General features: G+C 65.8%; 10 protein-coding genes. 5 read left to right on the forward strand and 5 right to left on the reverse strand.

Going from position 1 to position 12,900, the window contains the following annotated elements; translation table 11 throughout:
- Window position 1 precedes the first annotated feature (1 nt).
- Genes iolD through iolC form a run of 4 tightly spaced genes read right to left on the reverse strand, consistent with a single transcriptional unit; the run spans window position 2 to window position 4,703 of the window.
- Window positions 2-1,954 carry a 3D-(3,5/4)-trihydroxycyclohexane-1,2-dione acylhydrolase (decyclizing) gene (gene iolD / locus BST13_RS00260; protein ID WP_083159439.1) on the reverse strand — a complete coding sequence of 651 codons (1,953 nt, stop codon included), beginning with the start codon at window positions 1,952-1,954 and terminating at the stop codon, window positions 2-4.
- Window positions 1,955-1,956: 2 nt separating this feature from the next.
- Window positions 1,957-2,826, reverse strand: a complete 870-nt coding sequence (gene iolB, locus BST13_RS00265; RefSeq protein WP_083159441.1) for a 5-deoxy-glucuronate isomerase — start codon at window positions 2,824-2,826, stop codon at window positions 1,957-1,959.
- Window position 2,827: 1 nt separating this feature from the next.
- Window positions 2,828-3,703, reverse strand: coding sequence for a Cgl0159 family (beta/alpha)8-fold protein (locus tag BST13_RS00270; RefSeq protein ID WP_083159443.1), 876 nt, complete (start codon window positions 3,701-3,703; stop codon window positions 2,828-2,830).
- A complete protein-coding gene (gene iolC, locus BST13_RS00275) occupies window positions 3,696-4,703 on the reverse strand; it encodes a 5-dehydro-2-deoxygluconokinase (RefSeq protein WP_083159445.1) in 1,008 nt (335 codons plus the stop codon). Before iolC ends, BST13_RS00270 begins: the two co-directional genes overlap by 8 nt.
- Window positions 4,704-4,915: 212 nt before the next feature.
- Between iolC and BST13_RS00280 the strand changes: the two genes are divergently transcribed.
- The 4 genes from BST13_RS00280 (at window position 4,916) to BST13_RS00295 (ending at window position 8,755) form a co-directional block, all read left to right on the forward strand.
- Complete coding sequence (locus tag BST13_RS00280) at window positions 4,916-5,653, forward strand: GntR family transcriptional regulator (RefSeq protein ID WP_083159447.1); 738 nt, start codon at window positions 4,916-4,918, stop codon at window positions 5,651-5,653.
- A 231-nt stretch (window positions 5,654-5,884) separates the two neighbouring features.
- Window positions 5,885-6,871 (forward strand): sugar ABC transporter substrate-binding protein, encoded by a 987-nt coding sequence (locus BST13_RS00285; protein ID WP_083159449.1) that lies wholly within the window; start codon window positions 5,885-5,887, stop codon window positions 6,869-6,871.
- A 2-nt stretch (window positions 6,872-6,873) separates the two neighbouring features.
- On the forward strand, window positions 6,874-7,932 hold the full coding sequence (locus BST13_RS00290; protein WP_083159451.1) for an ABC transporter permease: 1,059 nt from the start codon (window positions 6,874-6,876) through the stop codon (window positions 7,930-7,932).
- Window positions 7,933-7,936: 4 nt separating this feature from the next.
- Window positions 7,937-8,755 (forward strand): ATP-binding cassette domain-containing protein, encoded by an 819-nt coding sequence (locus BST13_RS00295; protein ID WP_083159453.1) that lies wholly within the window; start codon window positions 7,937-7,939, stop codon window positions 8,753-8,755.
- Window positions 8,756-8,775: 20 nt separating this feature from the next.
- On the opposite strand, the gene BST13_RS00300 is transcribed toward BST13_RS00295, so the two are convergent.
- On the reverse strand, window positions 8,776-11,400 hold the full coding sequence (locus tag BST13_RS00300) for a helix-turn-helix transcriptional regulator (RefSeq protein WP_083159455.1): 2,625 nt from the start codon (window positions 11,398-11,400) through the stop codon (window positions 8,776-8,778).
- Between the two features lie 336 nt (window positions 11,401-11,736).
- Between BST13_RS00300 and BST13_RS00305 the strand changes: the two genes are divergently transcribed.
- The gene (locus tag BST13_RS00305) at window positions 11,737-12,870 is read left to right on the forward strand and encodes a trypsin-like peptidase domain-containing protein (RefSeq protein WP_158087067.1); all 1,134 of its coding nucleotides are present in this window, start codon (window positions 11,737-11,739) and stop codon (window positions 12,868-12,870) included.
- Window positions 12,871-12,900 lie beyond the last annotated feature (30 nt).

Raw genomic sequence — 12,900 nt, forward strand, 5'->3', positions numbered from 1 at the left:
TCTAACGATCTGACGGGTTGATGAGGGGGCGTTGCACTTTCTTCCAGTCCGCATAACGTTCATATGCGGTCTGGGTGGACTCCAGCGTGGAGACCTGGGACACCGGGACGTCCCACCAGGATTGGCTGTCGGGCGCATAGATCAGCGGATCGGTTTCCACGTGGATGACGGTGATGTGGTCGGCAGCCTTGGCGACCTTGACCGCATCGGTGAACTCGGCTGCGGTGCCGACCTTGATGACGTCGGCGCCCAAGCTCGCCGCGTTGGCAGCCAGATCGACAGGCAGTAGTTCGCCGTCGAGCCGGCCGTCGGCGCTGCGGTAGCGGTAGGAGGTGCCGAACCGCTGCGAGCCCAGCGATTCAGAAAGCCCACCGATGGAAGCGAATCCATGGTTCTGCACCAGTACCGGGATCACCTTGATGCCTTCTTGTACGGCGGTGACGATCTCGGTGGCCATCATCAGGTACGAACCGTCGCCGACCATGATGAACACATCGCGGTCGGGCGCAGCCATCCGTACCCCGATGCCGCCGGCGATCTCGTATCCCATGCAGGAGTAGCCGTATTCGACGTGATAGCCCTTGCGATCGCGGGTGCGCCACAGCTTGTGCAGGTCGCCCGGCATCGAGCCGGCGGCACACACCACCACGTCGCGCGGATCCGACAGCGTGTTCACCAGACCGATGACCTGGTTCTGGTTCAGCGCGGCGCCGTCGTCGGAGGTGGCGTACACCGAGGACACGTTGTCCTCCCAGTCGGCGGCGAGTTCGGTGATCCGCGAGCGGTATTCGTCGCTCACGGCGTAGTCGCCGAGTGCGGGGCCCAGGGCCTCGATGGCTTCCCGCGCGTCGGAGACGACGCTGATGCCGCCCTGTTTGACCGAATCGAGTGACGCCACATTGATGTTGACGAAACGTACGTCGGGATTGTTGAAGGCGGTGCGCGACGCCGACGTGAAATCGCTGTAGCGGGTACCGATACCGATGATCACGTCGGCTTCGGCGGCCAGGGCGTTGGCGGCCGTGGTTCCGGTGGAGCCGACGGCACCGACCGACTGGGGGTGGTCGTAGCGCAGGGATCCCTTACCGGCCTGGCTCTCTGCCACCGGGATACCGGTCTGCTCGCAGAGCGCGGCGAGTGCGTCCTCGGCGAATGAGTAGTGCACGCCACCGCCGGCGATGATCAGCGGCTTGCGCGCCGAGCGGATCACCTCGGCCGCACGCGCGATCACTGAGCGCTCGGGCAGCGGGCAGGCGATATGCCAGATTCGTTCGGCAAACAGCGATTCCGGCCAGTCGTGGGCCTCGGCCTGTACGTCCTGCGGGATCGCCACCGTGGCGGCCCCGGTTTCGACGGGGTCGGTCAGCACCCGCATGGCACCCAACAGCGCCGCGGGCAGCTGCTCGGGCCGCCACACCCGGTCGAAGTACCGGGACAACGGCTTGAAGGCGTCATTGACGGTGACATCCCCGGAGGACGGCAGCTCGAGTTCCTGCAGCACGGGCGCGCTGACCCGGGTGGCGAACGTGTCGGCAGGCAGCAGCAGCACAGGCAGGCGGTTGATGGTGGCCAGCGCCGCACCGGTGAGCATGTTGGTGGCGCCGGGGCCCACGCTGGCGGTGACAGCCCAGGCCTGCAGGCGGTCCTTCTGGCGGGCGTAGGCGACGGCGCTGTGCACCATGGCCTGTTCGTTGCGGCCCAGCACGTATTTCAGACCTGGTTCGCGCCCGGCCTCGCGGGCCTCGACCTCGTCCTGCAGCAGCGCCTGGCCCAGGCCGGCCACGTTGCCGTGGCCGAAGATGCCGAAGCAGCCTGCGAAGAACTTGGTGCGCTCGCCGTCGCGTTCGACGTACTGGTTGGCGAGGAACCGGATGGCCGCCTGCGCCACGGTGAGTCGCACGGTGGGTTCGGTGTCGGTGTACTTCTCGGTCGACTTGGGTGCGGTCGAAACCATGTTCAGGCTCCTTCGGAGGCGGTGAAGGGGAGGCGTGGGTCGACGGACTGGTGTTCCCAGCTGCTGCGCAGCCATGTGTGAGCGGGGTCGTCGCAGATCTTCCACGCGCGCTCGGGACCGGACCCGGCCATCACGTTGAGGTAGTACATGTGGTGGCCGGGTGCGGCGATGGACGGACCGTGGTAGCCGTGTGGCACCAGGACGACATCACCGGAACGCACCTCCTCGAGCACCTCGATCGGACGCTGCGGCGTGCCGTAGACCCGGTGGTAGCCGAAACCCGGTGTCCCAGCCGGGCTGTCGTCGATCTCGAAGTAGTAGATCTCCTCCAGCTGCGTCTCGACGTCGGTGTTCTCGTCGTGCTTGTGCGCGGGGTAGCTCGACCAGTTGCCGCCGGGGGTGATCACCTCACAGGCGATCAGCGAGTCGGCTTCGAACGCCGTCGCCGTGCCGAAGTTGTGCACCTGCCGGCTGCAGTTACCCGCGCCGCGCAGTTCCACCGCGACGTCGGCGGCGGCGACCCGCCGGTTGGGGTAGGAGCGGGTGGCGCGGGCGCCGCAGATCGCGACGCGGCCGTGGCCGCGCAACGTGTAGGTCTGACCCGTACCGACATAGACCATGTCGGCGGGACCGTCGAACACAGATGCGCGAGGCGACAATTCGAACGTCTCGTCGCCGCACTGCACGGTGCCGCCGCCGGCGAGCGGCAGGATCATCACTTCGGTGTCGCCGGTGCTGCGGGTGATCGATTCGACGCCGTCGAGATCCACCACATGCAGGCTGCATTCCGCCCAGCCTGCCGATTCCGGGGTGATGTCGACGGTGTACGGGGCTGTTGCGCTGTTGGCGGGAATGTACAACTTGTCCTGCATGTCAGCGCACCATCTTCACGGCGGTCGCGACGGCGCCGCTGACGTCGTCGTCGTTGGGATACAGCAGGGTTCTGCCCACCACCAAGCCTCGCACGGACGGCAGCGCCAGCGCTTTCTCCCAGGACGCGAACGCCTCGTCGGGATCGGCGGGATCGCCGCCGAGCAGCAGCGTCGGCAGGGTGGTGGCTTCCATCACCCGGTCCATCTCGGGGACCACCGGCAGTTTCATCCAGGTGTAGGCCGAGGTCGATCCGAGTCCCTGACCGATGTGGACCGACTTGATCACGGCGTCGGGGGACAGGTCGTTGCGGACCTTGCCGTCGACGCGGGCCGACATGAAGGGTTCGAGCATCGCGATCAGACCATGAGCTGCCAGATCGTCGATCGCCTGTGCGCATGCCGTCAGCGTGGACACCGTACCGGGATCGTCAAGAGCGATGCGGCACAGCATCTTTCCGCCGTTCATCCGGGCGGCGGCGGTCGATGCGGCGGTGGCCCCGGTCATCCGGTCGTCGAGCTCGAACGATGCGCCCGCCAGACCGCCGCGGTTGAACGAGGAGAACACGACCTTGTCTTCAAGCGCGCCGAGCAGTACCAGATCGTCGAGGATGTCGGAGCTCGCGAGCACGCCATCGACACCGGGGACGGCCAGGGCCGCGCGCAGCCGGTCCAGCAGATCGGTGCGGCTGTTCATCGCGGTGGGCCGGGGCCCGACGCCGAGCGCGCCGCGGGCCGGGTGGTCGGCGGCGACGATCATCAGCCTGCCGTCACCACGTACGGTCGGGCGGGCGGTGCGTTCCTGCCAGGCTTTTGCGACGGCACCAGGCTCCGTGGCCCGAAGCTGGGTCACTTCGGCATAGTCTCGGCATTTAGACATTGACGGCCTCCACGGCGGTTTGTTCGGCGAGGTCGGCCACCTCGGCGGCGGTCGGCATCGCGGTTGAGCATTCGAGCCGGGACGCCACGATGGCACCGGCGGCGTTGGCGTAACGCAGCGTCTTCTCCAGCGGCCAGTCGTGCAGCAAGCCGTGAATCAGGCTGCCGCCGAAGGCATCTCCGGCGCCGAGCCCGTTGATCACGTCGACCTGGTTCGGTGGCACCGTGACCGCACTGTGCCTGGTCTTGCCCAGCACGCCCCGCGGTCCCTGTTTGACGATCGCCAACTCGACGCCGAGGTCGAGCAGCGCGTCGGCGGCCCTGTGCGGGTTGGTCTCACCGACGGCGATCTCGCATTCCTCGCGGTTGCCGACAGCGACGGTGACGTACTGCAGGGCACGCTGCACCTGCTCGGTGGCAGCGGCAGGAGTGGCCCAGAACATCGGCCGGTAGTCGAGATCGAGCACCGTCAGCGGCTTGCGGCTGTGTTGATTCCCCGTCGCTGCGCTCGCCCCACGGGCCTCCCACGCCGCGAAATGAGCACTGCGGCTGGGCTCTTCGGAGAGCCCGGTGACCGTCGACCAGTACAACCGGGCGGTGCGTACGGCGTCGAGGTCGAGTTCGTCGGCCCGGACCTGCAGATCGGGTGCGGACGGCTTGCGATAGAAGTAGAGCGGGAAGTCGTCGGGCGGGAAGATCTCGCAGAACGTCACCGGCGTCGGGTACTCGCCGTGGGTGGTGACGAAACGGTTGTCGACGCCGAGTCTCGCGAGCTCGTTGCGGACGAAGCGGCCGAAGGGATCGTCGCCGACCCCGGAGATCAGTGCCGCCCGGTTGCCGAGCCGGGCCGCGGCCACCGACACGTTGGCTGCGCTGCCGCCGAGGAACTTGCCGAACGATTCGACATGCTCCAAACCGACTCCGACCTGCAGGGGATACACGTCGACGCCGCTGCGGCCGATGGCGACGACATCGAAGGCCTGGTTGGGGGTATCGGTCACGAGGGAACTCCCGAGTGTGGTGTGGGCATATGCGGTTTCGGCGGGACGGCGCGCACGGCGATCGGCTGCGTCTGCTGTCGGTGTCGACTGTGCGCCCCGTCACCGCATGCTGTCAAGACTTTGTTCGGACATTCTTACTTTCCGTCATTTGCAGGTACTCTGTGTAGTCACTCCAGCGAACCCGCGCGGAGGCCCCGAGGATCGGAGCGAGAGTGACCCCGACGCTGTCTGTCGAACTCGACCGTTCGAGTCCGATACCGCTGTACTTCCAGGTGGCCCAGGTCTTCGAAAAGGCCATTCTGGACGGGCAACTCAAGCCGGGGGACCGCTTCGAGAACGAACTTGCGCTGGCCAGCCGGCTCAATCTGTCGCGGCCGACGACGCGGCGCGCCATCCAGGAGCTGGTGGACAAGGGGCTTTTGGTGCGCAAGCGCGGGGTCGGCACCCAGGTGGTGCAGACGCCCGTGCACCGGCCGGTCGAACTGACCAGCTTGTACGACGATCTGGCACGGGCGGGTCAGGAACCGGCCACCAGGGTGCTGGATTACGTGGCCGGCCCCGCCGCCGACGACATCGCGGAACGGCTGAATCTCGCGCCCGGCAGCGAGGTGGTGATGATGCGTCGACTTCGCAGTTCGGGCGGTCAGCCTCTGGCGCTCATGACCAACTATCTGCCTGCCGCGGTGGCTCCCGACCAGGCTGACTTGGAGCATTCCGGGCTGTATCAGTCGCTGCGCGCACGTGGGGTTCACATCCGGTTGGCCCGTCAGCGCATCGGCGCCAGGGCCGCCGACCGCGAAGAGGCCCGGCTGCTCGACGAGAAGCCCAAGGCGCCGCTGCTGGTCATGGAGCGCACGGCGTTCGACGACTCCGGCCGGATCGTCGAATACGGCAGTCACGTCTACCGCGCGTCGCGGTACTACTTCGACACCACGCTGGTGGATCGCTAACCTGCCACGAAATCAGTTGTGCCCTAGCGTATCTCGCGCTGAACCCGGCCGCCGCCGCACCGTCCGGGCTTCTTACCGTACCCTCCCATGCATTTGATATGCAGTCCTAATGTCCGAACAAAGTATTGACTTTCAGATGTGAGCGGTATTACATCATGGGCGAGACCGTGTCGCTTGCCACTGGAGTCCAGGCGCACAAGCCCGCGGTGAAGTCGAGGACGAGGAGAAGCAATGAGGTTCAGTCGGCTCATCGCGGCGGCCGGGGCGAGTGTGCTCGTGCTCGGCGCCAGCGCATGTTCGAGCACCGGCGGCAAGCCTGCCAGCAACGGCGGGGGCATGGGCTCGGGCACGGCCGACACCCCGCGGGCGACCATCGCGATGATCACCCACGAGGTGCCGGGTGACTCCTTCTGGGACCTGGTCCGCAAGGGTGCCGAGACGGCGGCCAAGAAAGACAACATCGAGCTCCGTTACTCCAACGACCCCGAGGCGCCCAACCAGGCGAATCTCGTGCAGACCGCCGTCGACAGCGGGGTCAAGGGCATCGCGGTGACGCTGGCCAAGCCGGATGCCATGAAGGCGGCGATCGAGAATGCCACGGCCAAGGGCATTCCGGTGGTCGCCTTCAACGCCGGCGCCGACGCGTGGCGGGCCATGGGCGTCAAGGAGTTCTTCGGCCAGGACGAGTACATCTCGGGTCAGGGGGCCGGCAAGCGCGTCGCCGCCGAAGGCGCCAAGAAGGCTATCTGCGTCATCCAGGAACAGGGCCACGTCGGCCTCGAATCCCGTTGTGCCGGTGTGAAGAACACGTTCCCCGGTGCCGAGGTGCTCAACGTCAACGGCAAGGACATGCCGTCCGTGGAGTCCACCATCACCGCGAAACTGCAGCAGGATCCGAGCATCGACTATGTGATCACCCTCGGTGCGCCGTTCGCGATGACCGCGGTGCAATCGGTGAAGAACGCCAACAGCAAGGCCAAGGTCGGCACCTTCGACACCAACGCCGCGCTGGTGGGTGCGATCCAGAACGGCGATGTGCAATGGGCCATCGACCAGCAGCCGTTCCTGCAGGGCTACCTGTCCGTCGACTCGCTGTGGCTCTACATCAACAACGGCAACGTCATCGGCGGCGGCCAGCCGACGTTGACCGGGCCGTCGTTCATCGACAAGTCGAACATCGACGCGGTCGCCGAATACGCAAAGAACGGAACCCGCTAGACATGAGTACCCAGGCAGACCTCAATCTCGAGACCCACAAGGTCGTCCGCGACGAACGGGTGAAGGAGCAGAATCGCCTGCAGCGCTTACTGATCCGGCCCGAGATGGGTGCCTTCGTCGGCGCCGTCGGAATCTTCGTCCTGTTCCTCATCGTGGCGCCGCCGTTCCGTACCCCCGAGGCGCTGGCCACCGTGCTGTACGCGAGCTCGACCATCGGGATCATGGCGGTCGGTGTCGGCGTGCTGATGATCGGCGGCGAATTCGACCTCTCCTCGGGCGTCGCGGTCACCACCGCGTCACTGTCGGCGTCGATGCTCAGCTACAACCTGCACCTCAACCTGTGGACCGGAGCGGCGCTGTCGCTGGTGATCGCACTGTCCGTCGGGTTCTTCAACGGCTACATGGTGATGCGGACCAAGATTCCGTCGTTCCTGATCACGCTCAGTTCGTTCTTCATGCTCACCGGTATCAACCTGGCCGTGACCAAGCTGCTTTCGGGCCAGGTGGCCACCCCCAGCGTGTCGGACATGCAGGGATTCGATTCCGGCCGAGCCGTTTTCGCGTCGTCGTTCACGCTCTTCGGGGTGTCCGTGCGCATCACGGTGATCTGGTGGATCCTGTTCACCGTCATCGCCACCTACGTGTTGTTCAAAACCCGGATCGGCAACTGGATCTTCGCGGTCGGCGGCAACCAGGACAGTGCCCGTGCGGTCGGTGTCCCGGTCACCAAGGTCAAGATCGGTCTGTTCATGCTGGTCAGCTTCTGCGCCTGGTTCGTGGGCATGCACCTGCTGTTCGCCTTCAACACCGTGCAATCCGGCCAGGGCATCGGCAACGAGTTCTTCTACATCATCGCCGCGGTCGTGGGTGGCTGCCTGCTCACAGGTGGCTACGGCACCGCCGTCGGCACCTTGATCGGCGCATTCATCTTCGGCATGACCAACCAGGGCATCGTGTACGCCGGCTGGAACCCCGACTGGTTCAAGTTCTTCCTGGGCGCCATGCTGCTGTTCGCGGTGATCGCCAACAACGTCGTCCGTAACTACGCAGCGAAAAGGTAAGTAGATGAGCACAACTGCTGAGGCACCGATCGCCGAGACTCCGTCGGGTGGCGAGGTGCCGCTGGTCGAGCTCAAGCACGTCGGCAAGAGCTACGGAAACATCATCGCTCTCAAGGACATCAACCTGAGGGTGGGTGCCGGTGAGGTGACGGGCGTGCTGGGCGACAACGGCGCGGGCAAGTCCACGTTGATCAAGATCATCGCCGGCTTGCACAAGCCCACCGAGGGAGAGCTGCTGATCGACGGTAAACCCACGGTGTTCGAGTCGCCCAAGGACTCGCTCAACTCCGGCATCGCCACCGTATATCAGGATCTGGCGGTGGTGTCGCTGATGCCGGTGTGGCGCAACTTCTTTCTCGGAAACGAACTGCGCAAGAAGGGCCTGCTGAAGTCCCTGGACATCAGCGCCATGCGGGCGACCACCATCTCCGAACTGCACAAGATGGGAATCGACCTGCCTGACGTGGACGCGCCGATCGGGTCGCTGTCCGGCGGCCAGCGCCAGTGTGTGGCGATCGCGCGGGCGGTGTTCTTCGGTGCGCGGGTCCTCATTCTCGATGAGCCCACCGCGGCGCTGGGCGTCAAGCAGTCGGGAATGGTGCTGCGCTACATCACCGCCGCCAAAGAACAGGGGTTCGGGGTCATCTTCATCACCCACAACCCGCACCATGCGCACATGGTGGGCGACCACTTCGTGCTGCTCAACCGTGGCAGGCAGAAGCTGGACTGCACCTACGACGAGATCACGCTCGAGCACCTCACCCAGCAGATGGCCGGTGGCGACGAACTGGAGGCCCTCAGCCACGAGTTGGGCCGCAAGTAGGGGCTCGTCGCACACCCGCGTCAGTTCGTTTTCGGTACCGCATTCGAGTCGGCGTGGTGCAGGACCACCTTGGCCAACTGGTCGCGGTCGGTGACGTCGAGCTTGGTGCACGCGCGATACAGGTGTCCTTCGACAGTGCGCACCGAGAGCGTCAACCGCTTGGCGATTTCTCGGTTGGACAACCCCTCGGCAACCAGCGCGACGATCTCCCGCTCCCGGGACGTCACCGGCAGCGGACGCGCGGCCGATCTGATGGCAGGCGTTGTGGCCCCGCCGCAGTCGGCCGCCAGCCGCAGGGCCCGCGCCGCCGACTCGGCGCTTTGCCGCCGGAGCCCGGCGCGGTCGTGCAGTGGCGCGGCCTGCGCGGCCGAATCCGCGGCCGACAAGAGCAAGCCGGCCTTCTCGAATTCGGCGCTGACCGCGTCGAGAGCCTGGCCGTCCGATGCGGCGACCGCGGCGGCGTGGCGGGCATAGACGGCCGCCACCGGGCCGTCGACGCGCTCCGCGAGCGCCGCGAGACGGGTCGCGACAGTGCGGGAACCGAAGCGTGCCGCGTGGTGCAGCGCCTCGGCTGCGGCGGCGGACTGGCCCGAATACTCTGCGAGATCAGCAGCAGCGCAGGACAATTCGACAGCCGAACGATCGTGGCCCTTGGCGGCGGCCAGCCACGATCTGGCGATCAACCGTTGCGGTTCGTGCAGTGCCATGAACTCTCCGGCATGCTCCATCGCATCGTCGAGCACCCGTTCGGCCTGCTCCGCCCTGCCCAGCGCGGCGTACGCCCGGGCCAGCAGCAGCCGCGCGGGTAGCCGCCAGGGCAACGAAGCCTCGGCGGTGAGCGCCGCCAAAGCCTGCTCGATGGACGCTATGGCCTGCGGGAAGTGGCCGCGATATGTGGCGACCAGCCCGGCGATGATCTTCGCGATCGCCCATCCCGCGAACTGACCGGGTGACGAGAAATCCACGTAATCGGCTGCCCGGCGATCGGCCAGATCCAGTTGACCGACATAGGTCAGCGCCAGCACGTCGCAGTACCGCACCATGATGCGGATCATGCCGTCGGTGGCCTTCTGTTCGGCACGGCACCTGGCTGCGATCGGTTCGAAGTCGTTACCGCGGCCGGCGACCGGCATGGCCAATCCTGCGCTGAAAGCGGCGAATTCAAATGCCTGGTCGGGCGCGCCGGTATCGGCGAGGATGCGCTCAGCTGCGGCCAGCCCGTCGGCAATTCGGTTCTCGTGCACCGCCAGTGCCGACGCTGTCGCATCGACGATCAACCTGAGGCTGGGATTGGTGACTCGCGCGCACAGCACGTCCAGCACTTCATGCGCCCGCGTGACATCGCCCATAGACCAGAAGAGCAGGGAGAGGCGGGGAATGCCCCACTGGACGAGTTGCAGTTCGTCCAGGCTCGCAGGATCAAACCCTGCGAGGATCTCGTCGGCCTGCTTCGGATGGCCCTGCCACAGCAGTGCCCGCGACAAGAGCGCGGCCGCCCGCAGACCACCGCCGCATTCGAGTGCCGTTCGAGCCAACTCCTGACCGAGTGGCAGGTTGGACAGGAACATCGCATCCTTGGCTGCGGCGACGACCAGGTCGGTGTCGACTGGCTGATCACTGTCGACGTAGAGCTGTGCCAGTCGGATGCGGCTGACGGGCGAGTCCAGTTTGCGGTCACGCAAAACCTGCACGAGGCGACCTCTGAGCTTGCGCGCCACTCCGGTCCGCACGTGGCATCGGATGACGTCTCCGTACAGCGGGTGACTGAACCGCGCGTTGACGATTCGCGAGCCGTCGGGGGCAAGTCGGATCAGTCCTTGCGCCTCGGCGGCGTCCACGGCTTGCTCACCGGCCAGTTCGTAGAGCGCGTCGATGTCGAGCGGTTCGCACAGCGCCAACAGTGTCAGCGCATTCATCACATCAGCATCTGCGTGGTCGAGCCTGCTCTTCATCAGCGCAGCCAAACCCGAAGGGACCACCGTGCGCCCGCGCCACTGCCAGACGCCGTTGACCTCGGCGAGGGTGCCTGCCTCCAATGCCCCTTCGACCAGATGCCTTAGGAAGAGCGGATTTCCGCCCGATGATTCCCACATCACGTCGGCGCTCAAGCCCTCCAGCGTCCCGCCGAGCACCGACTCCACGAGTGCGATGCTCTGCTGTTTGGAGAACGGCAGGAGTTCGAAACGCTCCAGGTAACCGTCCTTCCACAGCGACGTGACAGCATCGGGCACCGGTTCGCCGCTACGAATGATGGCCACGATGTGTCCGGCCCGATCGACGGCGATCTGGTGCAGCAGCATCGCTGACAGTTGATCGAGCAAATGGGCGTCGTCGACGCCGATCACAGTGCTGTCACCATCGAGGACCGAGGCCCGGGCCGACGCGATGAGGGCGACCGGGTCGCGGGAGGCCAACGGGCTCACGCACGACGCGAAAGCGCCGAGTGGGATGTTCCGCGAGGATTCGGTGCATGCAGCCCAGCGGACGTTCGAACGCAACGACGCCGTGACGGTGCGGGCCAGCGTTGTCTTACCGACACCTGCCGCGCCCACCAGGACGACGCCGCAGCTGTCGGTGGCGGTCAGTGCCGATCTGATCGCATCGTGCTCGGCGCGACGATCCAGTAGCTGCCAACGGCGGGCCACGTTCAAAAGTGTAGGCGTCAATATCACCTACCACGCGGGAAGAAGCGGAACGCCGCTCGATGGTCAGCAATTCTGGGCGAAGTGCACACCCGGCGCCGAATGCTGTAGATACGCTGTGGAACTGCTGAACAATTCGCTGGCCAACTCTCACCGTCAGCAACTATCCGTACCCCTGCGAGCCGTGGCGGGCACGTACCCATACGAGTAGCGACTACTCGCGATTCCCGCCGCCGGCCGCCATACGTTGCTCGGGTATCGACCGATACGAACCACATCACCAAGGGGAAAAGTGACATGTCTACCTTTCTGCCGGGACCCGCCGTTGCAATGGCGGCTATGCCGCTGACGATGCTCGGAGTTGCACTCGGTACGCCGTATGCGCACGCCCAGAACCAAACGGAGATCGACCAGCACGTCAAGCAGTCACTGGTCTACATCTCGACGGAGTACTCCGGGCAGGTCTATGTCCCGGCGTCCGCCACCACCGACGGCCAAGGCTTCTGGTCAAAAGTGATCAAGGCCGACTTCTCCTGCTCCGGGGTGATCGTCGACCCGGCCGGCTACATCGCGACGGCGGGGCACTGTGTCGACCCCAACAACGCAGAAGTCAAGCAGGCCATACTCACTCAGCTGTACCTGAACTCGGGCGAAGACATCGATGCCGCAACCAAAGATGCCGACAACGCCTTCGCAGAGGAATGGCAGATCGAAGGACAGCAGCCGGGATCTCCCATCGACCGCAGTGTCGAGGTGATCCAGCCCGAGGGGCAAGGCCGCGTCATCGATCACTTCGTGACCGCCCAGGTCGTCGACTTCCAGAAGTTCGACGACGGGGACAACGCGTTGATCAAGGTCGCCAACCAGCCCGCGCTGCCGGCGCTGCCCGTCGCCGACAAGGCCCCCGCACCGGGCACCAGCCTCACCTCGGCCGGATTCCCGGGCGACATCGGCGAGAACATGGACGCGTCGCGGTTGCAGGAGCCCAGCTTCAAGGACGGTTCGGCATCCAGTCAGCAGGTGACGCCGAGCGGTGCGGCCCGCACCGAGATCAGCGCAGCCATCTCCGGGGGAATGAGCGGCGGGCCGACAGTCGACAACACGACCGGCCAGGTCGTGGGTCTCAACGACTTCAGCCTCTCGGGGGAGAACCAGCCGTTCAACTTCGTCACAGATGCGGCGGCGCTGCGGGCCTTCCTGGTCAAGAACAGTGTGCAGTTGGTGACTCCTGCCGCACCGGCGAAACCGTTCCCGTGGCTGTGGGTCGGGATCGGCGGCGGGCTGGCCGCGCTACTGCTCATCGTTTCGCCGGTGCTATTCGTGTTGCTGCGCAGGGCAAAACGACGCAACGTGCTGCCGGCCGACGCCGGCCAACCGCTGCAACCGGCTCCGCAGCCGGCGGTCGCGCCGGTGCCTCCGGTGGCTGTCACCGAACCGCAGGTGGTCAGCCACAACCACGATCACGCTGCATGACCAGAGATCAATCGCACCGACACTACGCTT

The sequence above is a fragment of the Mycobacterium aquaticum genome (assembly GCF_002086485.1).
Lineage (GTDB): Bacteria > Actinomycetota > Actinomycetes > Mycobacteriales > Mycobacteriaceae > Mycobacterium > Mycobacterium aquaticum.